The organism is Paraburkholderia sp. OAS925 (assembly GCF_040543975.1).
GTDB lineage: Bacteria > Pseudomonadota > Gammaproteobacteria > Burkholderiales > Burkholderiaceae > Paraburkholderia > Paraburkholderia graminis.
This window is the reverse complement of the sequence record NZ_JBEUNO010000002.1, coordinates 161,013-182,553: the sequence shown is the minus strand read 5'-3', so window position 1 is coordinate 182,553 and position 21,541 is coordinate 161,013. Positions and strand designations below refer to the sequence as shown.

The window sequence follows — 21,541 nt, the reverse complement described above, 5'->3', positions numbered from 1 at the left end:
CGCCGGACACCGTGCCGCCTGCCGGCGCATTTAATTCGGATACCAGAACAAAACCCGGCTTCCATCGAAAGCCGGGACGGGAAACTATTTTCTTCGGAGACAAGCATGAAATCTGCAGAATCAGTCGACATCAAGGCGTTTATCGACGCGCGCAAGGTGTCGCCCTATCAATGGCTCGTCCTCGTTCTGTGCTTTGTGATCGTCATGATGGACGGCCTCGATACGGCCGTGATGGGTTTCGTCGCGCCCGTCATCATGCATGACTGGAGCGTGAGCCGTACCGCGTTTGGTCCGGTGATGAGCGCTGCGATGGTCGGCCTCGCGGTCGGCGCATTGGCCGCGGGTCCGATTGCCGATCGCATCGGACGCAAGAAGGTATTGATCGCTTCGGTATTCTGCTTCGGCTTTTTCAGCCTGATCTGCGCGTTCGCCGAAACGCCTGTACAACTTGTCGTACTGCGTTTCCTCACTGGCCTCGGACTCGGCGCGGCCATGCCGAATTCGACGACGCTGCTTTCCGAATACGTGCCGTCGCGCAGCCGTTCGCTGCTGCTCACCATCATGTTTACGGGCTTCAATTTCGGCTCGGGAGCGGGCGGCTTCGTCGCGGCCTCGCTGATTCCGCACTACGGCTGGCGCTCGGTGTTCATGTTCGGCGGCATCCTGCCGATCGTGAGCGTGCCGCTTTTGTTGTGGCTCTTGCCCGAGTCCGCTCGCCTGATGCTGGTGCGCAAGATGCCGAACGAACGTATCGCGGCGACGCTCGGACGCGTCTGCGGCCACCTGTTCGACAAGGACGTGCGTTTCACGTCGCCCGAACCCGTGGTTGCGGCAAAGGCGCCGGTGCGCATGTTATTCGCCGATGGTTACGCGCTCAGCACGCTGATGCTGTGGCTCACGTATTTCATGGGCCTTCTCATCATTTATCTGTTGACCGGCTGGCTGCCGACGCTGATCAAGGACGCCGGCTTGCCCGTCGAGCGCGCGGCTGCGATCACCGGCATGTTCCAGTTGGGCGGCACGATTGGCGCCGTCGCGGTGGGCTTCGCGATGGACCGTCTGGATCGCAACGGCGTGATTGGCGCCGCGTATCTGCTTGGCGGCGTGTTCATCTTCGCGCTCGGCATGGGCACGCTGAAGTCGAGCCTGTTGCCGGTTCTCGTCACGTGTGCGGGCTTCTTCATGAGCGGCGCGCAGACGGGGCTCAACGCACTCGCGCCGAGTTGCTATCCGACCCGCGCTCGCGCAACAGGGGTGAGCTGGATGCTCGGCTTTGGGCGGCTCGGCGGCATTCTCGGTTCGCTCGTGGGCGGCGCGTTGCTGTCGCTCGGATTCAGCTTCCAGGTCGTGTTTTCGGTGCTTGCGGTTCCCGCCATTATCGCGGCCGTGGCAATCGGGATGAACCGGCTTGCCTTGCGTTTCATTACGAGTCCGGTTGCCGACGCATAGATCTGTTTTGCAGTGAGTGGCGAGAACTTGCGGCGTTCAGCTTGCGCCTCCGTTCTTGTATCGAACGCGAACACAGCGCGCTTACTACATCTACAGCGCGTTTATCCGGGAGCAGACATGGACGGCAATTTGAGTGCAAGCGCGAGCGAGTTTAAAAGAACAGAACTTTCGTCCCGGTGGACGTGGCCCAATCGTCAGGCAATGATTCGCGCGGGCGTGGCGGGCGGATTGCTCGGCGCGGTGATCATCTGGATTTACGAGGCGTTGATCTGGGTCGGCGCGCAGCATCTGATGCCGCTCGCCGGCATTCCGCGCAACGCAACGGGTCTCGTATTCGGCAAGGGCGTGCAGGAGTCGATCGGTATATGGGCCTACGTAGTGGGCACGGGTATTCATTTCGTGTTCGCGATTGCATGGGGCGTGCTGTTCTCCGCCGTCTGGCCATACTTTCGCCGACGCGGCATTGAAGCGACGCTCGTCGCACTCTTCTATGCGGTGCTCGCGTGGATCGTCATGCACGTGGCCATCATGATCGCTTCAGATAATCACCCGAACTACTACGACCCCGCGGTGATTATCGGCGGCTTTATGTCTCACATCTTCTTCACCGTGCCGCTTGCATTGACGGTGAAGCGCCGGTTCGAAAGAAAAGCGCAAAAAAGTATTTCAACAAAGACGTAGCAATTGGAGATCTGGAGAATGAAAAGAAGTCTCAGGGGAATTGACGTCGCGCTATTCGGCGCGGCACTGGCGGCCTCAGTGCCGGCCTTCGCGCAAAGCAGCGTGACGTTGTACGGTATTGTCGATAACGGCCTTTCTTACACCAGCAATCAGACATCCACGCTGGGCTCGACGAGCGGCGGGAAATCCGCTGTCAAGTTCACGCCGGGTGTATGGGCCGGCAGTCGCTTTGGCCTTAAAGGCGGGGAAGATCTCGGCGGCGGCACGAAGGCTATTTTCCAGCTTGAATCAGGCTTTAACTCGGGGACGGGCGCGCAGCAATACAGCAATGCGATGTTCGGCCGCCAGGCCTGGGTCGGCGTTACCAATCCCGCGTACGGTACTTTCACGGCGGGTCGCCAATATGCGTCGTACTACCAGATGCTGTCGCCGTATAGTCCGACGACCTGGCTCACCGGCTACTATGGCGCGCATCCTGGCGACGTCGACGGTCTCGATACGATTTACCGCGCGAATAACACGCTCGAATATACGTCGCCGAAACTATACGGTCTGACTGTGAGCGGTTCGTATTCGCTCGGCGGCGTGGCCGGCAGCACGAACCGCGGCTCGACGTGGTCGACTGCGGCGCAATATGCGTTGGGTCCGATCGGCCTCGCGGTCGGCTTCTCGCGGATCAACAACTCGACGCTCGGCGGCGGCACATGGGGCGCGGATTCCACGACCACGAACGGCGGCTCGCAGATCGGCGTATCCGCGGTGACGAACGGCTATCAGACCGCGCAGGCGCAGCAGCGTTTCGCAGTGGGCGGCGGTTATACGTTTAACAGCGCGTGGGACGTCACGGCGACCTATACGAACGTGCAGTACATTCCTAGCACAGGATCGAAATTCCACGACACGGCAATCTTCAATACAGGCGGTCTCGTGTTGCACTGGAAGCCGATGGTCGCGTGGGATTTCGGCGCGGGCTACAGCTACACGCGCGCGACACGCGCGAACGGTATTGAAGACAGCGCGCAGTATCACCAGTTCAACCTGTCACAGTACTACTCGCTTTCAAAACGCACCGGTCTTTACGCGCTGGAAGCGTATCAGCACGCGAAGGGGAAGACGCTCGGCACGAATGCCGCGGGGCAAATCATCGACGCCACGGCGACGCTCGGCGACGGCTACAACACCGCGCCGTCGACGACCGGCAATCAGTTCGCTTTCGGCGGGGGCATCATTCACCGCTTCTGACGAATGGATTGAGTTTGCGGTCCTTTGAAAAGCCGGGCTGCATGCATGAACTCCATGCGTCAGCCCGGCTTTTTTGTTGTCGCGGAACAGTAATTGCTCTCTTGTTGCACGAAATCGCCTCGCGGTATTTCAGGAGCCGCGTCGCGAATTCTTCCGCGAAAACAGCAAGCAGTTAATAAGGGAGACGATCATGACGAGCAAGCCCACGACACTCGCCACTCCGGCCACCCTGGCCGCCCCGGCTGATCCCGCCGATCCGAGCCGTCGCAAGGTGCTCGCGGCGCTTGCAGGGTCCATCGCATTGTCGGCTTGTGGAGGAGGCGGTGGAGGCGACAGCAATGGCGGCTCCGGCTCAGGCGGATCGCAGCCCGTCGGCACGATTCCGCCCGCCCGTGCGAATCTCCCGCGTCCCGCGCTACCCGATCCCGCTACCTCGGGCATCGACCATGTCGTGCTGGTGACGATGGAAAACCGTTCATTCGATCATCTGCTGGGCTGGGTCCCGAATGCGGAAACCGCGCAGACCGGTCGGAACTTCAAGGACGTGTTCGGCGAAACACACACGCCGTTCGCGCTTGCCACGAACCCCGCGTATGGCTTCCAGGCGTGCTCGTTCGCGGACCCGAATCATTCATACGATGCTGGACGCGTTCATCTTGCCAATGGCGCAATGAACGGCTTCCTGCTCACGGCCGGTACAAGCCTCACGCGCGGCGACCTGCTTCCCATCGGCTATTTCCAGTCCGCGGATCTCGACTTCTATCGCGGCGCAGTCACGCAGTACACCGTGTGCGACTACTACATGAGCGGCATTCTCGCGGACACTTATCCAAACCGCGTGTATCTGCATAGCGGACAAACGGACCGCTTGTCCGACACGCTCGACACCTCGTCGTTGCCGACCATCTGGGACCGTCTCGACGCAAAGAACATTTCGTCGACGTACTACTTCCACGACGTGCCGTTCACCGCGCTTTACGGAACGCGGTACGTCGGCCGCTCAAAGCTCTTCTCCGACTTTCTCTCCGACGCAGCCGCAGGTACTTTGCCCTCGTTCTGCATGGTCGATCCGAGCTTTGGCGGTGAAGCGCAGGGTACGTCGAACGACGATCATCCGCATGCCGACGTGCGCAACGGCCAGGTGCTGCTCGGCCAGATCTACGACGCGTTACGCACGAGCCCGAACTGGAGCAGAACGCTGATGATCCTCGTGTACGACGAGTGGGGCGGTTTCATGGAGCATGTGGCGCCGCCCGTGAAGCCGGTGTCGAGTGCGGAGGCTTCGCTCGGCAACGACGGAAGGCTCGGCTTTCGCGTGCCCTGCATGCTATTCGGGCCGCGTGTGCGCGCCAATTATGTGTCGCGCTATCCGTTCGATCCGAGTTCGATTCACCAGTTGCTCGCATGGCGTTTCGGTCTCGATCCACTCGGTGTGCGCGCAAGCGATTCGGCGACATTCAATATGGCCTACGCGCTCGACTTTACCGATCCCGCGCGCACCGACGCGCCGGCCATCGCGGTGGCACAAGGCACGTTCGGCTCGGCATGCTCGAATTTGTCGACGGCGGGCGCGGGCGCGAGCGGCATTGCGCAACTGGACAAGAGCCAGCTCGTGCCGAATACGGCCATGAGTGCGCCAGGCGGCCGTTTCGCCGAGTTGCGCACGAAGGCCGACGCGCTCGGCTTCCCTGCGCCGAGATAATGGTTGCGATTGAGAAGATCTGTTAGCCCTGAGTCGCGCGGCGTCAGAACAACTGCTTTTGACCGGACGTGAGCCGTGTAAAGTCGTCGCGCAACAGCGGCAAGATTGCATCCGCAACGGGTTGCAATTGACGCGTGAGATAGTGTTCGTAGTCGATCGCGGAACGCAGCGTTTCGAGCGGCTCGGGGCCGGCAATCGTCATCACATAGCTGATCCAGCCGCCGTTCTGATATTGCAGCGGACGCCCTTGCCGGCGATTGAATTCGTCGGCCACGCGCGCGGCGCGCACGTGCGGCGGCACGTTGCGTTCGTAGTCGCCGAGCGGTCTGCGCAGACGCTTGCGATAGACGAGCTGATCGTCCAGCTTGCCGGCGAGCGTATCGCGCACATAGTCGCGCACGTAATCCTGATACGGCTGCTGCGTGAAGATGCGTCTATAGAGTTCCTGCTGAAACTGCTGCGCGAGCGGAGTCCAGTCGGTGCGAACCGTTTCGAGTCCTTTATAGACGATCTCTTCGCTGCCATCCGCCGATACGGTGAGACCGGCATAACGTTTCTTGCTGCCTTCTTCCGCGCCGCGAATGGTCGGCATGAAGAAGCGCCGATAATGCCGCTCGAATTGCAATTCGAGTGCGCTGTCGAGTCCGAAGCGCTGTTGTAAATCCTGCCGCCACCACGCGTTGATATGCTCGACGAGCGCGCGTCCGATGCGGCCCGCTTCTTCTTCGTTGTGCGCGTGCCGCAGCCAGACGAAGGTCGAATCCGTGTCGCCGTAAATGACTTCATAACCTTCGGCCTGAATCAGTTCGCGCGTGCGGTGCATGATTTCGTGGCCGCGCATCGTTATCGACGACGCAAGACGCGGATCGAAAAAGCGGCAGCCGGTCGAGCCGAGCACGCCGTAAAACGCATTCATGATGATCTTCAGCGCCTGCGAAAGCGGCTTGTTGTGCTCGCGTTTCGCGGTTTCGCGACCTTGCCATACCTGACTGACAATCGACGGCAGACAATGACGCGTGCGTGAAAAACGCGCGCCGAGAAAGCCGGGTACGGACTGATCGTCGCCGGGATTCAGCATGCCTTCCACGAGCCCGACAGGGTCGATCAGAAAAGTGCGAATGATCGACGGATACAGGCTTTTGTAATCGAGCACCAGCACCGAATCGTATAAGCCCGGGCGCGAGTCCATCACGAAACCGCCGGGACTCGCGGCGCCGGCCACGTCGCCGATATTGGGCGCGACGTAGCCTTGCCGATGCATTCGCGGCATATACAAATGCGTGAACGCAGCGACGGAGCCGCCGCTGCGATCCGCGGGCAGCCCGGTCACGGTGGCGCGCTCCAGCAGAAACGGCAGCAGTTCCGTCTTCGCGAAGATGCGCGTGACGAGCTCGCAATCCTTCAGGTTATACCGGGCGAGCGCGGGCTTGTCCTCGTCGAAGCGGCGCTGGATTTCGTCCATGCGCTGATACGGATTGTCGATGGATTTGCCTTCGCCCAGCACCGCTTGCGACACATGCTCGAGGCTGAACGAGGGAAAGCTCCAGGTGGCCGAACGCAGCGCCTCGATGCCGTCGATAATCAGGCGCCCCGCAGCGCCCGCAAAGTAGTGGTTCTGCTTCAGGCCGTGTTCGCGCCACTCCATCACGGCGCCGCCGCGGCCGAGTTTCAAAGGCACGCGGTATTGCTCGGCATGCTGCTGCAGCACACGCAAATCGAATTGCACGAGATTCCATCCGATGATCGCATCGGGATCATGCCGCTCTATCCATGTGTTGAGCTTTTCAAGCAACTGGGCGCGCGTTTCGCAGTATTCAAGGTCGAAGTCGAGTTGGCTCGCATCGCCATTCGGCGGCCCGAGCATGTACACCTGGCGCTGACCGCAGCCTTCCAATGCAATCGAATAGAGTTCGGCATGCACACTCGTTTCAATATCGAGCGACACGAGTTTCAATGAAGGACGATAGTCCGCAGCCGGTTTCAATTCGCCATTGATAAGCGTGCCGTCGCTTTGCGGTTCGCCGCCGAACCACACTGGCGCAGTGATGAAACGCTCCATCATGTAGCGCTCGGGCGGAAAGATGTCGGCTTCATAGACATCCACGCCGCCTTGCTTCAAGCGTCTTTCCTGGCCGGTCAACTGACGATATTGCGGGCAGTAAAGTCCCATTACCGGCCGGTGATGGAAGTCGCGCAGTTCCAGCGGACGCAGATCGAGAGGCGCCTCGCGGCGCAAGATGGATTCGACGCGCTCGCGCTGTTCCGCAGGCACGAATGCCACGGACGTTTGATGGCGCAAACGCACGTGACGGGGCCCGCCGTCGGTTGCCAGCCAGAAATCGACTTCGGTGCCGGCGGGCGTGTCCCGCCAATGCCGCGTCAAAATGAAACCCTGCTCGAGCTTTGTCAAACTCACCACCCTGGATCTTGCGAAAGGCGTGTTGTCGCCTGATGCAATTCTACCGTCGCGCGCAAGCCGCAGCGCGTGATGCCAATGGCACCGTGTCTGCAGCCACGCGACGTAGCCGGTATGATGAGTTGGCAGCGCTTCTCTCGGCGCGATCCTGCGCCGGTCAGTCTTCTAAAAAAACGGAGTAAATGAAATGACTTTGGGCAAACTTCTGGTAGCCGCTGCGGTTGCCGCAGCGAGTTTCGGCGCGCAGGCGCAAGTTGCCGGCACGCAACCGCTCGGCGTGACTATCGAACAATCGAATGCGCTGCTGAGCGGCTGGAGCGTGAAGAAGAGCATTCTCGGCAAGGCCGTGTACAACGATCAGAATGAGAAGATCGGTTCGATCCGCGATCTGGTGGTGGCGCCGGATGGTTCTCTTTCCGCAGCGATTGTCGCCGCGGGCGGCTTTCTCGGCGTTGCGTCGCATGATGTAGCGGTGCCTATTGCGGCACTCGACGTTCGCTCGGGCAACTTCTATCTGCCGGGCGCGACGAAGGCAGCGTTGAAGGCGACGCCCGAGTTTCAGTACAGCAAGGTGCAGGCGCCGCCGAAGCCGAAGAAGCTGTCGACGCAGTGATGTAAAAGCGGCGTGCGGGCAGGCCGATTAGAAGGGCCGGCCCGCAACTGCTTTACGCCTCCAGGGCGAGCGTGGCGAACGTCCCGAGCCAATGCTCGCCCATGTAGTCTCCGGCCACATGAGGCAGCGCACTTTGCAAGTGACGCTCGGCTGCATCGAGCAATGCCGTGCGTCGTATGTCGCCTGCCGGCAGTGCGCGAGCCAGCGAGCGCTGGCACCAGGCGCGGCTCAGATTGAGACCGTCGAGATGCGCGATCTTGCCGTCGGTGCGGTCCGTTACCGTAACGGGTTCGAATAACGTAGCCGGCTTTTTTGCGCCGAGGTCGGGCAGAAAGCGCCCAAACCAGTCGACGAATTGCGCGGACGGCAACACACGCCGCATCAATTCCGCTTCCATCAGCGAGGGCGAGAGGAATTCGTCGCCGGCGGGCTCCCATGCCTGGCACGCTACGTCGTGCAAAAACCAGCGCTCCGCGGTGCTGACAATCAACGCCTCCAGCGAGCCGCGCGAAGTTTGCCGCGCGAAATCCAGCGTGAGCGCAAGCGCGAATGCCATGTTGAAATGCGTGCCGACGCGCAGCGGATAAGTGGCTTTCGGCAGAAACGTCTCGAAACGTTCGACGAAGATCTCGGTAAGCGGCGCGAAAGTCTTCGACCAGCGCGCGGCATGCGAGAGCTTCGACGAATGCAATTGCGCGCTGAGCGCGAGCAACCATGCCCAGCCATAAGGCCGCTCGAAGCCCAGGTTATGCGGCAACTCGAGATAAGCGCGTTCCCCGGCTACGTTCGCCGCCGTCAAATGCTCGTCCACCACGGCGACGATACGTTCTGCTTCCGGCAAGTCCGGGAAGCGCTCGATAAGATGAAGAACCAGCCAGTAGCCATGCACGCACGAATGCCAGTCGTAGCTGCCGTAAAAAATCGGGTGCAATGCACGGGGGCTCTGCACGTCTTGCGGACCGGCCAGCGAATGCGTGAGTTTGTTCGGGTATTCGCGTGTTAGATGAGCGAGCGCGAGATTGGCGAATTTCGACGCGGATTCGCGAGTGAGCAGGGCGGTCATCGGCGGTTCCTCGAGGCGGAATAAGAACAGGCCATTAGTATCGTATTCGCGGCCGACAATAGCAAAGCGGCGAGCGTGGTTCTCTGCCGGATGCATGCTGGATATTCTAGTCGCAGTAGCGGGAATGCCGCGATGTTAGCGTTTGCGGCCGCGAACGGCGCGCAATTGCAGCTAAAGCTGCGGCGATGGGTTTTGAAGATGCCTGGAGGTGAGCGCAAGCGGACACGGCGTCCAAGCCGCGTTTCTTTCCAGTTCTTTACACCGTTATGGCCGCCTTTATGCGCGTGCTAACGTCGCGCTCCGCTACAAGCAATGCGTCTTTGCACTGACGACACGAAGAAACACGAAGATGGAGCAGTTCTTTATGCGGCGTGCCAGCGCCGTCAATTTCCTGCTGGCGCGCCGACGCCTATGCCTCGACAAGATTGCGTCCGCAACGGACGTTGACCTGGATCAGCAGCGCGAAGCCGAATTGATCGAGCGTCTGGTACTCGACGTTCGCGCGGGGCGGCTCAGTACATTCGAATTGAAACAGGCGAAAGCCGTTGCAGTGATCGTCACCGATTGAGGCTTCGGCTTATTGGCGGCGTTAGAAGCGATAGCCGGAGTTCTCCGCCGCTATCGCCTTCTCTTTTCTTACTGGCTGCGCACTGCGCTATAAAGAGGCAATACCCGCTCCTCGAGCATTGCAATCGCCTGAACCGCGAGTTGCGACAGCGTGTGCTTGCTGCTCGTTGCAATGGCGAGCCGGCTGAACAGAGTTGGCTCGGTAATGCGGATCACGCGAAAGCGCCGCTTGAGCGCGTCGCTCACGGTTGCGTTGAGCGGCAGCACCGCATAGCCGATGCCCTCGCTGACCAGATCGAGAATCGACGACACGGCGTCCACTTCGAGTTCGATATTGAGTCTCACGCCTTGTTCGGCCGCAACCGATTCGAGCATGCGCCGGATTGCATGCATGCGGCCCGGAATGACGAGCGGATAGCGTGGAATGTCGCGCAGTGCGATGGTTTTAACCGTCTCGCGCGCGGCCTTTGCAACTGGTTTGCCGTCATCCGCGCCGATCAGAAAGAGTTCCTCGGTAAAGACAGTGCGCTTGTCGATTAGCGGTGTGTCGAACGTGTCGTAGAGAACCGCGGCATCCACTCGGCCCATCATCAACCATTCGATCAGGTAGGTCGACAGTCCCTCGGCAACGGAAATAGTCGCGCCCGGAAACGACGTACGAAAACTGCGCACGAGTTCATGGGTGGCGACTTTCGCGAAGCTCGGCGTAATGCCAATGCAAAAGTGCCCGCCGACGGTGCCGCGCAATTCGTCGAGATCCTGTGACGCGCGCTGCACCTGCGAAAGTATCCCTTTGGAATGAGCCAGCATTCGCTGACCAGCCGGCGTGAGCGTGACGCCGCGGCCATTGCGTTCGAGCAGCGTGTGACGCAATTCGACTTCGAGTTGCCGCACGAGCCTGCTGAGTGCCGGCTGATTGGTGTCGAGCGTAATGGCAGCGCGCGTAAAGCTGCCGAGTTCGGCGACGTGCACAAACGCTTCCAACTGCTTGAGGTCCATGATGAGAGCTATGTGAAAAACACATATCAGCTAGTTTGGTATAGCGATTGTATCGAGCCGCGCGTGCCGCCACAATCCGCTTACTCCAGCTTACATACGCAGCCGCACTCAGCCGCACCGCAGCCGCCGCACTCAGCCGCACCGCAGCCGCCGCACTCGGCCGCGCCGCGGCCATCAGAACCAGATAGAGACGAAGCACATATGAAATCCTGCTTGCCGCCCGATCCCCATCCTGTCCGTCCCGCGCAGCGACTGCCCGCCGGCGCCTGCGACGCGCATTGTCATGTCTTTGGTCCCGCCGACGTTTTTCCGTATGCGCCCGATCGCAGCTACACGCCGCCCGACGCGCCTTTCGAGCAACTCGTCGCGCTGCACGATTTTCTCGGCGTGAGCCGCGGCGTGATCGTGCAGGCGAGTTGTCATGGCACCGACAACACCGCGATGCTCGACGCGATTGCCCGAAGTGACGGCCGTTATCGCGGCGTCGCGATCGTCGACGGCGATGTGACCGATGCGCAACTCGCCGACCTCGACGCGCGCGGTGTGCGAGGCGTGCGTTTTAACTTCGTCGCTCATCTTGGCGGCGCGCCGGATCTCGATGTGTTCGACCGTGTACTCGAACGCATCGAGCAACTTGGCTGGCATGTCGTGTTGCATCTGGACGCGCAGGACATTCTGCAATACGCGGAGCGGATCGCGCGCATCAAGGTGCCGTTCGTGATCGATCACATGGGCCGTGTGCGTGCCGAAGCGGGACTCGATCAGCAGCCCTTTCGCCAACTGCTCGACCTCATGCGCAATCCGCTCGCATGGGTCAAAGTATGCGGTTCCGAGCGCGTTTCGGCAGGCTACCGGCCCTTCGACGACGCGATTCCATTCGCGCAAGCACTCATCGACGCCGCGCCGGACCGCGTACTGTGGGGCACCGATTGGCCGCATCCGAACATCAGCAAGGACATGCCGAACGATGGCGAACTGGTCGACCTGCTGTTCCGTTTCTGCCCCGACGAGGCATTGCGCGAAAAGCTGCTGGTGACGAATCCCGCGCGGCTTTACGGCTTTCGCTCATCGTAGTTGACGCTGTACCGGTATCGAGAACTGCCGCATCAGATGGCAGCTCTGTGGAAAGCGACCTGTATATATATCGGCTTTCCGCTCACTATTCCCGATGGAGACAAAGATGATCAGCACTAGTGCCCGCGTTAATCGACCGGGAGCGGCTTCATGAGCGAGAGCGCCGTCATGACCTCGTCCGCGTCCGGCGCAAGGAAGCCGTTCTATCGCACGCTTTACTTTCATGTGTTCGTCGCGATCGTTATTGGCGTGCTGCTTGGGCATTTCGCGCCGTCGCTTGCCGTGAAGATGAAACCGCTTGGCGACGCGTTCATCAAGCTGATCAAGATGGTGATCGGGCCAATCATCTTCTGCACCGTCGTGACCGGCATTGCCGGAATGGGCGACATGAAGAAGGTCGGGCGAGTAGGCGGCAAGGCGCTGCTCTACTTCGAAATCGTGTCGACGCTCTCGCTCGTGGTCGGGCTCGTGGCAGGACATGTCTTTCATCCTGGCAGCGGTTTTAACCTGAATCCGGCCACCATCGACACGAAAGCTCTCGCCGGTTATACGACTGCGGCGCATCAGCAGAATACAGTCGAGTTCCTGATGCACATTATTCCGGACACCGTCACAGGCGCTTTTGCATCGGGAAATGTACTGCAAATCCTGCTGATTTCAGTGCTGTTCGGTGCGGCGCTTGCCGCCACCGGAGAGCGCGGGCGCCCGCTCATCGCGATGATCGACTATTTCGCGCATACCTTTTTCGGCATCGTGCACATCATCATGAAAGTGGCCGCGATCGGCGCTTTTGGCTCGATTGCGTTCACGATCGGGACGTACGGTATCGGCGCGGTCGTGCCTTTGCTGAAACTGATCGGCGCCTTCTATGCGACGCTGTTCGTATTCGTGATCGTGGTGCTCGGCGCGATTTCGCGGCTACTCGGCTTCAGCATTCTGCGCTTCATGAGTTATATCCGCGAAGAGATCCTGATTGTGCTGGGCACGAGTTCTTCCGAGGCCGCGCTGCCGCAGATGCTCGAAAAACTCGAGCGTCTTGGCTGCTCGAAATCGGTTGTCGGACTCGTCATTCCGGCCGGCTATTCATTCAATCTCGACGGCACCAACATCTATCTGACGATGGCCGTGCTTTTTATCGCACAGGCATTCAACATCGAACTGAGCCTCATGCAGCAACTGACGCTGGTCGGCGTGGCGATGCTGACGTCGAAAGGAGCGAGCGGCGTGGCCGGCGCCGCATTTGTGATGCTGACTTCGACGTTACTGGTCTTCCCGCTCATTCCAGTGTCCGGCATGGTGCTGATTCTCGGCATTCACCGTTTCATGGGTACAGGTCTCGCGATTGTGAACACGATCGGCAACGGCGTCGCGACGCTCGTCGTCTCCGCGTGGGAACACGAGCTCGATCGATCGAAGCTCAATGCAGGCATGTCGCGCCGACGCACGGATTAAGCGCAGGAATTGACGGTCTAGCCGCCGAATACATTGCAGTGTCCTGATGACTGCGAGCGCATTCGCGCACGCAGCAGGGGACGCTTGCATTCAAAAAATAGAAACTGGTCTGGAGACATGATTCATGTGGACAAAAACAAATGCCATGCGCCGCATGCTGCACGTGAACGCTGCGTGCATTGCGACGGTTCTTTCGATGGCGGCGAGCGGCACCGCGCACGCCGATTCTTCACAAGCCGCGGCGGGCGCGGCGTCCGTGTCTTCATCGTCGGTGCAGATGTACGGCCTGATCGGCATGTACGTCGACAGTTCCAAACTCAGCACGACGCGCTCGAGCACGGTGCAGATGGGCGGCGGCGGAATGACGACATCGTTTTGGGGCATTCGCGGCCGCGAGGATATTGGCGGCGGCAATGCGGTGATCTTCAGCCTCGAAAGTTTCTTCCGGCCGAATACCGGGCAGATGGGACGCAATACGACTGACGGGCTATTTTCACGCAACGCCTATGTGGGACTCACCGGCGCATACGGCACGTTCAAGTTTGGCGAGCAAACCAACCCGACGTATATCAACCAGCAACTCGTCAATCCGTTCGGTTCTTCCGTTGTCTTTTCGCCGTTGATCGTGCAGTCGTACACGGCGAGCTATAGCAACACGGTGATTGGCGATACCGTCTGGCAAAACGCAATCGAGTACGTTTCGCCAAATTATGGTGGGCTCACGGGCACCGCGATTTATAGCGTAAGCAGCACGACGGGGCACCAGGGCCGCGACAATGTCGGCCTGCATTTGACCTACGCAAAAGGACCGCTCACGGCGGTGTTTTCCGCGCAACGCGTACGCACTGCGGCGGTCGCGCCGTCAAGCGGTCAGTACCTTTATCTCGCAGGAGCCGCGTATGACGCGAGGTTCATGAAGGTCTACGGCGCCGCGCAAATGACCAGCAATAACAATGTGGAGACCGGCTCGCACACTTATGAACTGGGCGTTTCGGTGCCGCTCACGCCGTCGAACGTGATACTCGGCGAGTGGGCGCGCACCAAACACAGTGCGCCGCTGAATCACAGCAACGTGCGCAACACGGCGAGCCTTGCTTACGAGTACATTCTGTCGAAACGCACGTTCGTCTATACCGTCTATTCATACGACAAACTCACTGCGAATCCGTCAGGCAGCACATATGGCGTGGGAATGCAGCACACCTTCTAGGTGCGATGAAACAGTCCGCCTTATGCGCTGCTGCCTGGTTCCGCGCGCCGTGCGGTGTTGCACGAGAACAGACGTGCGAACAGGCCCCGCGACGTTTGCGGCGCTTCGGCGACTTCCATTGCGTTACGCCACCAACGCTCGCCACGATGCGGCGCTGTGAGGTCGAGCCGCTCGCCCATGCGTGGTGTGGAAAGCGCGACGCCGCGCGCAGCGGCGAGACCCAGCACGCGCTCGAACGGGTCAGACCACCTGTGCATCGCGAGATCGAACGTGCCGTTGTGAATCGGCACAAGCCAGCGGCCGCGCAAGTCGACGTGCGCCTGTACCGTCTCTTCCGGCTGCATGTGGACGTACGGCCATTGCGCGTCGTACGCGCCGGTTTCGACGAGCGTGATGTCGAACGGACCGAGGCGTTCGCCAATAGTCCTGAAGCCGTCGAAATAGCCCGTGTCGCCGCTAAAGAACACGCGCAAATCGTTATCGACGATAACCCACGACGCCCACAGCGTGCTGTTGCCGTCGAACAGGCTGCGCCCCGAGAAATGCTGGCCAGGCGTTGCGGTGAATGCAATCCCGTCGATCTCCACGCTTTGCCACCAGTCCAGTTGACGCACCTTGCCCGCGTCGATACCCCATTCGATAAGCCGGTCGCCGACGCCGAGCGGCGTGACAAAGAGCTTTGTCGTGGCCGCAAGCGCGAGCACTGTTTCGTGATCCAGATGATCGTAGTGGTCGTGCGAAAGAATCACGCCGGCAAGCGGCGGCAGATCTTCGAGCGCAATAGGCGGCGCATGAAAACGTTTGGGACCGAAGCGCCGAAATGGTGAAGCGCGTTCTGCGAACACCGGATCGGTCAACCAGAACTCGCCGCGCAACTTGAGCAGCACGGTCGAATGTCCGAGCCGGTAAAGGCTTCTATCCGGCGCCGCATCGAGATCCTCGCGCGTCAATCTGTCGACCGGCAAGGTGGCCAGCGGCACCGTGCCCGACGGCTTGTTGAGCAGCACATTCCACGCAATGCGCAAGGTCTTGCCGAATCCTTCGACAGGACGCGGCTTCACGTTGCGAAAGCGCTCGCCGTCATGCTGCGCCGACAGCGCGGACAACTCGCGTCCGCGCCTCGCGGCAGCGAAACCCAAAGTCCGGCTGATGGAGTCGAGGAGCGATGTCATGTGTGGCGTCCCGAGTTGGAAAGTAGACTGAGCAGTGTACTTTATAATCTCGAAAAGTAAACTGCACAGTGTAAAATTTCCGGATGGACCCCACAGTCACTCACCAACGCCTCACCGACCGCAAGCGTGTCGCCGTCATTAACGCGGCAATCGAGGAATTTCTGGCAGCCGGTTTCGACGCCACCAGCATGGACCGCATCGCCGCGCGCGCGAATGTATCGAAGCGCACGGTGTACAACCATTTCCCCAGCAAGGAAGCGCTCTTCGCCGAAATACTGCGGCAGTTGTGGGACGCGAGTCACGCCGGCGAGACACTCGCGTATCGGGCGAGCGTCCCGTTGCGCGAGCAACTAATCGAACTTTTAGTGCGCAAACTGCGGCTTATCAACGACGAAGCGTTCCTCGCGCTCGCGCGCGTTGCGATCGCCGCGGGCATTCATTCGCCCGAACGCGCGCGCGATATGGTCGCGCGTCTCGGCGAACGCGAGGAAGATCTGACCGTGTGGATACGCGCGGCCGCGGCCGACCAGCGTCTGCGAATTGCAGACCCTGTGTTTGCCTCGCATCAGTTGCAAGGGCTCGTCAAGGCGTTTGCGTTCTGGCCGCAAGTGACGATGGGACAGCCGCCGCTCAGCGAGACCGAGCAGCAGACAATCGCCGAATCCGCGGCGGATATGTTTCTCGCGCGCTACGCGTAAGCGGCGAGCGTTTTATCGCGCAACAACGCATTCAACTGCCGCGCGATTAAACAGGTTCTTCCGGCACGTCGAACAGACTGTCATCCACATTCACTTCAAGCGCACAGTCGTTCTGGTGTGGGGACGAGCTTTTCAATTCGGCAAAACGCGTCTGTACAGTCGCTTTGAGCCGCTCCTGAATCGTCCTGCGCTTGATGGTGTCCATCGCCGCATACCGGTTTATCTGCGCCTGAGAAAACCGGAGCGTCGCGGCGCAACGCGTATCGAGCGATGTATCGCCGTGCGATTGCAGAACCCACGCCAACTGCATGTAAAACGTGGCGCCTTCATCGTAGGTAATGACACTCGGCGATTTCGGCGATTCAAAGGCGCTCGCGAGCGCCAATTCGATTTCCTCGATCCGCTGCTGCCGGTCCGTTTCGCGCATGACTGACCTCGCATAGTGTGTGTTCGTAGGGCGGCGTCGTCAAAGCGGGCGCAACTCATGCGTGCGTTCCGATTATGCGTTGCCGTCCTTACTCTGCAATGCGAACTCGCAAACATCGAACCATGTACGCGAGGATGCAGTGGACTGCGCGTTCGCGGACGCAATAACCGACGCGAGCGCACGCCGCATACGGGTTGCGCTTTTTACACAGGATTGCAACTTGTACAGGGACAGAAGGCGGTCGCATATTGCGAAGCCGTGTCGCGTCGGCATGTCGATCATGCGTCCTGTTTCAAGGCGCTCTGTGAGGCAATCAATCGCCGGCGTCCGCACGATTTGTCGAAGCGATCGCGCGTCGCCGACGGCGAGAAGCGCGATGCCCGACGCTCACGACCCGTGAGGAGAGGATGATGGAACGAGTTCTAGGCAAGGCAATGGTCGCGGTATTGATCGCGGCGCTGGCAGGCGGCACGTTCGGATGCAAACGCTCCGGCTCGAACGATACGGCGGGAACGGCCGGCATGAGCGGGCCGGCTGCCACGAGCAATAGCGTCGCGCCGCCGATGGGAGGCGCATCCGCGGCGAGCCAGTAAGCTTGCAAAGCCGGCGTTTGGTTCGCGTCATCGCGCGGCAAACGGCGAGCACATCGAGCGGCTCCGCGCCATCGCCACGCACGAAGGAATGACATGCGCGCAATGGTGTTCGACGGAAGCGCTGCGGTGCTGCATGAGCGCGACATGTCCGATCCGCAACCGGCGGCTGGCCAGTTGCTGATCGACATTCACGCGTGCGGCGTGTGCCGAACGGATTTGCATGTCGTCGACGGAGAACTCGCGCATCCGAAGCGGCCCATCATTCCCGGACATGAGATCGTGGGAACGGTGGCGGCATTGGGCAACGACGTCGCCGGGTTCCAGGTGGGCGATCGCGTTGGCGTGCCGTGGATCGGCCACACCTGTGGCCACTGCCGCTATTGCAAGAGCGGCCGCGAAAATCTGTGCGACGCGCCGGGCTTTACGGGTTATACGATCGACGGCGGTTACGCGGAGCGCACGGTCGCCGATGCCCGCTATTGCCTGCATCTACCCGAGCGCTATTCCGATCTCGAAGCAGCACCGCTGCTATGCGCCGGCCTGATCGGCTATCGCACACTGAGCATGGCAGGCGATGCGCGCGCAATCGGCATCTACGGGTTCGGCGCGGCCGCGCATATCGTCGCGCAGGTGGCGTTGCACCAGGGCCGCACGGTGTTCGCACTGACGCGTCCGGGCGATACCGCCGCGCAGCAGTTCGCGTTGCGGCTCGGGGTGCACTGGGCCGGCGGCAGCGACGAGACGCCGCCCGAACAACTCGACGCGGCGCTCATCTTCGCGTCGGCCGGGCCACTCGTGCCTGCTGCATTGAGGGCCGTGACGAAGGGCGGCGTTGTCGTGTGCGGCGGCATTCATATGAGCGACATTCCGTCGTTCCCATACGATCTGTTGTGGGGCGAACGGCGCGTGTGTTCGGTTGCCAACCTCACGCGCGCCGACGGTCATGCCTTCTTGCAACTCGCGGCGCGATTGCCGTTGCAAATCGAAACCACGCCTTATGCGCTCGCGGATGCAAACCGGGCCCTCGACGATCTGCGCGACGGCAGACTAAGCGGTGCGGCGGTGTTGCGCATGCGCTGATTGCGCGAACGCGTTATCGACCCGGCGACGCGCGTCGATGCTTGCCGCGCGCGAGATCTTTTGCACCCAGCATTTCCTTATCGTGAGCCAATGCCGCGCGCAGACGCGCGCACGATGAAATCGATAAAACCACGCGTTTTCAGCGGCAATTTGCCTTGTCCCGCATGCATGACGCTCACCGGTATCGGCTCGGGATCGAACTCGCGCAGCACCAGTTTCAGTTTTCCTTCACTGACCGCGCTTGCTGCCTGATACGACAGCACGTTTGTCAAACCGACGCCGGCGATGGCCGCATCGATCGCCGCTTCAACGGTATTGACCGACAGCCGTGCACGAACCGGTACCGTCTGCTGCGGGGCCTGGTGTCCACCAAACTCCCACACGTAACTCGAAGGCAACGCGTCCGAAACGATGCATGAGAAGCGCGCCAGATCGGCAGGCGTTTGCGGCTCGCCGGCTTGTGCAAGGTACTGCGGACTTGCGCACACGACGCGGCCCACGGTGCCCACCTGCGTCGCGACCATGCTGCTATCGGGCAGCTTGCCGATGCGCAGCGCGACGTCGATATGCTCGTCCAGCAGATGCAGGTTGCGATCCGCGAGCACGAGCCGCACGGTTATCTCCGCAAACGCCGCGAGAAAGTCGCTGACGACGGGCAGCATATGCAACCGCCCGAAGACGACAGGCGCTGTCACCACGAGTTCTCCGCGCGGCGCGCTGTACTCGCCCGCGGCGGCGCTTTCCGCCTCGCTCACCTGCTCGAGAATCTGCTTGCAGGCCGCGAGATAGGCGACGCCCGCGTCGGTGAGCGTGAGCTTGCGTGTCGATCGAACGAGAAGACGCGCGTTGAGATGCGCCTCCAGTTCCGCGACTTTGCGGCTTACCGTGGGCAGCGGCATGCGCAGCTTGCGGCTGGCAGCGGAGAAGCTGCCGCTTTCCGCCGCGGCCACCAGAATCGACATTGCTTCAAGACGGTCCATGAACGCGCATGCTCATCGAGTTGAATCGAAGCAAAATACCGGATTGCGCGGAGTTCTGGAAGAGCGGCAATACGATTGTGCCGAGCATAAGTGCACCGTGCCCGGCAAATGGACGCGAGCGCTACAATCGTCATTACATATAGCGCGATAAAGGAGACACAGCATGACAACGCTTCAGCCGATCAGCCGCTACCCCGTGCCCGATCCCAGCGAATGGCCCGACGACATCCGTGCGCGCATTCTCGAAGTGCAGCAGAAAGCCGGCTTTGTGCCGAATGTATTTCTGACGCTCGCGCATCGGCCGGATGAGTTTCGCGCGTTCTTTGCGTACCACGACGCGTTAATGCTGAAGGAAGGCGGCCTCACCAAAGGCGAGCGCGAAATGATCGTGGTGGCCACGAGCGCGGTGAACAATTGCCTCTATTGCGTGGTCGCGCATGGCGCGATCGTGCGCATCTACGAAAAGGCGCCTTTGCTCGCGGATCAGCTTGCCGTCAATCATCGCAAGGCGGACATTACCGCGCGGCAAAAGGTCATGCTCGACTTTGCATTGAAGGTGTGCCGCGAATCGGGCAGCGTCGATGAAGCCGACTTCGAGCTTCTGCGCGAACACGGCTTCTCCGACGAAGACATCTGGGACATTGCTGCGATCACGGCGTTTTTCGGCTTGTCGAATCGCATGGCCAATGTCATTTCGATGCGTCCCAACGACGAGTTCTATTTGATGGGCCGCGTGCCGAAAGCCGCATCGGATACTGCTTCAAAATAGGCTTATTCTGCGCTATGCCGTTTATGCGCTCGCCGGTTCGGAACGGAGGGCGGGCGTGGGCAGCGCGGTATCGTCAATGGGAAAGTGCAGCAACGCGGCGATAAGTCCGCTCGCAACCGTTGCTTGCCACAGCAGCGAATACGAGCCGGTTAGATCGAATACGACGCCGCCTAGCCACGCGCCGAGAAACGAACCGATCTGATGACTCAGAAAGCACACGCCGAACAGGCTGCCAAGATGCCGCGTGCCGAATACTTTCGCCACGAGTCCGCTCGTCAGCGGAACCGTGCCGAGCCATGTGAGGCCCATCACGGCTGCGAATAGCACCACCGTGACGGCACTTTTCGGCAACACGAAGAATGCGCCGATCGTCGCGCTGCGAATCAGATAGAGCCAGCCAAGCACGTGATGCTGCCGGAAGCGGCCACCAAGCCAGCCACAACCCCAACTGCCGACCATATTGAACAGACCGATCAGCGCGAGCGCGGTTGCGCCAAGTCCGATCGGCATATGGCACAGCGACAGATAGCCAGGCAAGTGTGTGGCGATGAATGCGAGCTGGAATCCGCAGGTAAAGAAGCCGAGCGTGAGCAGCCGGTAGCCGCGATGTCGCGCGGCCTGTGCGAGCGTATCGCGTAACGGCGCAGCGGGAGCCTCGTGCCGCGGCGCTCCTACAGGCGCGCGACGGTCCAATACGATGCCGAGCGGAGCGACCATCAGCATCACGAAAGCGAGCACGAAGAGCGACGTCGCGATGCCGGCATGGAGCCTGATTCCTTGCACGAGCGGCACCATCAATACTTGCCCGACAGAGCCGCCTGCGCTGACAAGACCCATCGCCATGCTGCGTTTTTCGGGCGACGCAACGCGGCCGACCGCCGGCAGCACCACGCCGAACGTGGTGCAACTCACGCCAATGCCGACCAGCAGACCCATGCCGACGATCAGCAACGGGCCGCTCGGCGTGGCGGCCGCGAGTCCGAGGCCCGCCGCGAAAGTCGTCGCGCCGAATGCGACCACCGGCGCGGAGCCGTAGCGATCCGCGGCCGCGCCCGCGAACGGTTGCGCGAAGCCCCACACGAGATTGTGCAGTGCGATTGCGAATGCAATCAGCGTGACGGGCAAGCCTCGATCGAACGAAAAAGGCCCGATGAAGAGCCCGAAGGTTTGCCGGATGCCCATTGCCGCGCTGAGAACAAGCGCGGCGGCGAGAATGACGAGCGTCGTGTGATTGAACGCGGGCGTGAAGCGTTTGCTGCTGGTGGTCGACATGTTCTGATCTCCTTTGACACAATGGTCGCAGCGAGTCTCAGAAGCGGCAAAAGAAAAGTTTTTGATGACAGGTGAATGCCGC

Annotated in this window: 20 protein-coding genes; 13 read left to right on the top strand and 7 right to left on the bottom strand. The window is 60.8% G+C overall.

What is annotated here, in order from left to right:
* The first annotated feature begins 105 nt into the window (after window positions 1–105).
* The 4 genes from ABIE53_RS19590 (at window position 106) to ABIE53_RS19575 (ending at window position 5,074) form a co-directional block, all read left to right on the top strand.
* Entirely contained in the window at window positions 106–1,449 is a 1,344-nt protein-coding gene (locus ABIE53_RS19590; protein WP_107709482.1) for an MFS transporter, read from the top strand.
* A gap of 201 nt (window positions 1,450–1,650) precedes the next feature.
* Window positions 1,651–2,130 (top strand): hypothetical protein, encoded by a 480-nt coding sequence (locus ABIE53_RS19585; RefSeq protein WP_192699811.1) that lies wholly within the window; start codon window positions 1,651–1,653, stop codon window positions 2,128–2,130.
* A gap of 18 nt (window positions 2,131–2,148) precedes the next feature.
* A complete protein-coding gene (locus tag ABIE53_RS19580) occupies window positions 2,149–3,372 on the top strand; it encodes a porin (RefSeq protein WP_192699812.1) in 1,224 nt (407 codons plus the stop codon).
* 190 nt (window positions 3,373–3,562) lie between these two features.
* Complete coding sequence (locus tag ABIE53_RS19575) at window positions 3,563–5,074, top strand: alkaline phosphatase family protein (protein ID WP_192699813.1); 1,512 nt, start codon at window positions 3,563–3,565, stop codon at window positions 5,072–5,074.
* A gap of 43 nt (window positions 5,075–5,117) precedes the next feature.
* Here the strand turns inward: ABIE53_RS19575 and ABIE53_RS19570 are convergent, their stop codons facing one another.
* Complete coding sequence (locus ABIE53_RS19570; protein WP_192699913.1) at window positions 5,118–7,484, bottom strand: DNA polymerase II; 2,367 nt, start codon at window positions 7,482–7,484, stop codon at window positions 5,118–5,120.
* Between the two features lie 193 nt (window positions 7,485–7,677).
* On the opposite strand from ABIE53_RS19570, the gene ABIE53_RS19565 reads away from it, so the two are divergent.
* Window positions 7,678–8,103, top strand: a complete 426-nt coding sequence (locus ABIE53_RS19565) for a PRC-barrel domain-containing protein (RefSeq protein ID WP_006049856.1) — start codon at window positions 7,678–7,680, stop codon at window positions 8,101–8,103.
* A 52-nt stretch (window positions 8,104–8,155) separates the two neighbouring features.
* Here the strand turns inward: ABIE53_RS19565 and ABIE53_RS19560 are convergent, their stop codons facing one another.
* A complete protein-coding gene (locus tag ABIE53_RS19560) occupies window positions 8,156–9,166 on the bottom strand; it encodes a DUF2891 domain-containing protein (protein WP_029970200.1) in 1,011 nt (336 codons plus the stop codon).
* 349 nt (window positions 9,167–9,515) lie between these two features.
* On the opposite strand from ABIE53_RS19560, the gene ABIE53_RS19555 reads away from it, so the two are divergent.
* Window positions 9,516–9,734, top strand: a complete 219-nt coding sequence (locus ABIE53_RS19555; protein ID WP_232292281.1) for a hypothetical protein — start codon at window positions 9,516–9,518, stop codon at window positions 9,732–9,734.
* Between the two features lie 68 nt (window positions 9,735–9,802).
* On the opposite strand, the gene ABIE53_RS19550 is transcribed toward ABIE53_RS19555, so the two are convergent.
* A complete protein-coding gene (locus ABIE53_RS19550; protein WP_029970202.1) occupies window positions 9,803–10,732 on the bottom strand; it encodes a LysR family transcriptional regulator in 930 nt (309 codons plus the stop codon).
* Window positions 10,733–10,933: 201 nt separating this feature from the next.
* Here ABIE53_RS19550 and ABIE53_RS19545 point away from each other — a divergent pair, with 201 nt between their 5' ends.
* From ABIE53_RS19545 to ABIE53_RS19535, 3 genes are all read left to right on the top strand, one after another.
* A complete protein-coding gene (locus ABIE53_RS19545) occupies window positions 10,934–11,806 on the top strand; it encodes an amidohydrolase family protein (RefSeq protein WP_192699814.1) in 873 nt (290 codons plus the stop codon).
* A 150-nt stretch (window positions 11,807–11,956) separates the two neighbouring features.
* Window positions 11,957–13,258 carry a dicarboxylate/amino acid:cation symporter gene (locus tag ABIE53_RS19540; RefSeq protein ID WP_006049851.1) on the top strand — a complete coding sequence of 434 codons (1,302 nt, stop codon included), beginning with the start codon at window positions 11,957–11,959 and terminating at the stop codon, window positions 13,256–13,258.
* Between the two features lie 124 nt (window positions 13,259–13,382).
* Window positions 13,383–14,468, top strand: coding sequence for a porin (locus tag ABIE53_RS19535; protein WP_192699815.1), 1,086 nt, complete (start codon window positions 13,383–13,385; stop codon window positions 14,466–14,468).
* 20 nt (window positions 14,469–14,488) lie between these two features.
* Here the strand turns inward: ABIE53_RS19535 and ABIE53_RS19530 are convergent, their stop codons facing one another.
* Window positions 14,489–15,640: an MBL fold metallo-hydrolase gene (locus ABIE53_RS19530; protein ID WP_192699816.1), complete on the bottom strand. Its 1,152-nt coding sequence runs from the start codon at window positions 15,638–15,640 to the stop codon at window positions 14,489–14,491.
* Between the two features lie 83 nt (window positions 15,641–15,723).
* On the opposite strand from ABIE53_RS19530, the gene ABIE53_RS19525 reads away from it, so the two are divergent.
* Window positions 15,724–16,338 (top strand): TetR/AcrR family transcriptional regulator, encoded by a 615-nt coding sequence (locus ABIE53_RS19525; RefSeq protein ID WP_006049848.1) that lies wholly within the window; start codon window positions 15,724–15,726, stop codon window positions 16,336–16,338.
* 46 nt (window positions 16,339–16,384) lie between these two features.
* Here ABIE53_RS19525 and ABIE53_RS19520 read toward each other — a convergent pair whose 3' ends face one another.
* Window positions 16,385–16,765, bottom strand: coding sequence for a DUF3022 domain-containing protein (locus tag ABIE53_RS19520; protein WP_107709498.1), 381 nt, complete (start codon window positions 16,763–16,765; stop codon window positions 16,385–16,387).
* A gap of 410 nt (window positions 16,766–17,175) precedes the next feature.
* Here ABIE53_RS19520 and ABIE53_RS19515 point away from each other — a divergent pair, with 410 nt between their 5' ends.
* Both ABIE53_RS19515 and ABIE53_RS19510 read left to right on the top strand, forming a co-directional pair.
* Window positions 17,176–17,358 (top strand): hypothetical protein, encoded by a 183-nt coding sequence (locus tag ABIE53_RS19515; protein ID WP_006049846.1) that lies wholly within the window; start codon window positions 17,176–17,178, stop codon window positions 17,356–17,358.
* A 93-nt stretch (window positions 17,359–17,451) separates the two neighbouring features.
* Entirely contained in the window at window positions 17,452–18,438 is a 987-nt protein-coding gene (locus ABIE53_RS19510; RefSeq protein WP_192699817.1) for a zinc-dependent alcohol dehydrogenase family protein, read from the top strand.
* A 77-nt stretch (window positions 18,439–18,515) separates the two neighbouring features.
* Here ABIE53_RS19510 and ABIE53_RS19505 read toward each other — a convergent pair whose 3' ends face one another.
* On the bottom strand, window positions 18,516–19,418 hold the full coding sequence (locus ABIE53_RS19505; RefSeq protein ID WP_376915890.1) for a LysR family transcriptional regulator: 903 nt from the start codon (window positions 19,416–19,418) through the stop codon (window positions 18,516–18,518).
* Between the two features lie 163 nt (window positions 19,419–19,581).
* Between ABIE53_RS19505 and ABIE53_RS19500 the strand changes: the two genes are divergently transcribed.
* Complete coding sequence (locus tag ABIE53_RS19500) at window positions 19,582–20,187, top strand: peroxidase-related enzyme (protein ID WP_192699819.1); 606 nt, start codon at window positions 19,582–19,584, stop codon at window positions 20,185–20,187.
* A gap of 21 nt (window positions 20,188–20,208) precedes the next feature.
* Here the strand turns inward: ABIE53_RS19500 and ABIE53_RS19495 are convergent, their stop codons facing one another.
* A complete protein-coding gene (locus tag ABIE53_RS19495) occupies window positions 20,209–21,459 on the bottom strand; it encodes an MFS transporter (protein ID WP_192699820.1) in 1,251 nt (416 codons plus the stop codon).
* Window positions 21,460–21,541 lie beyond the last annotated feature (82 nt).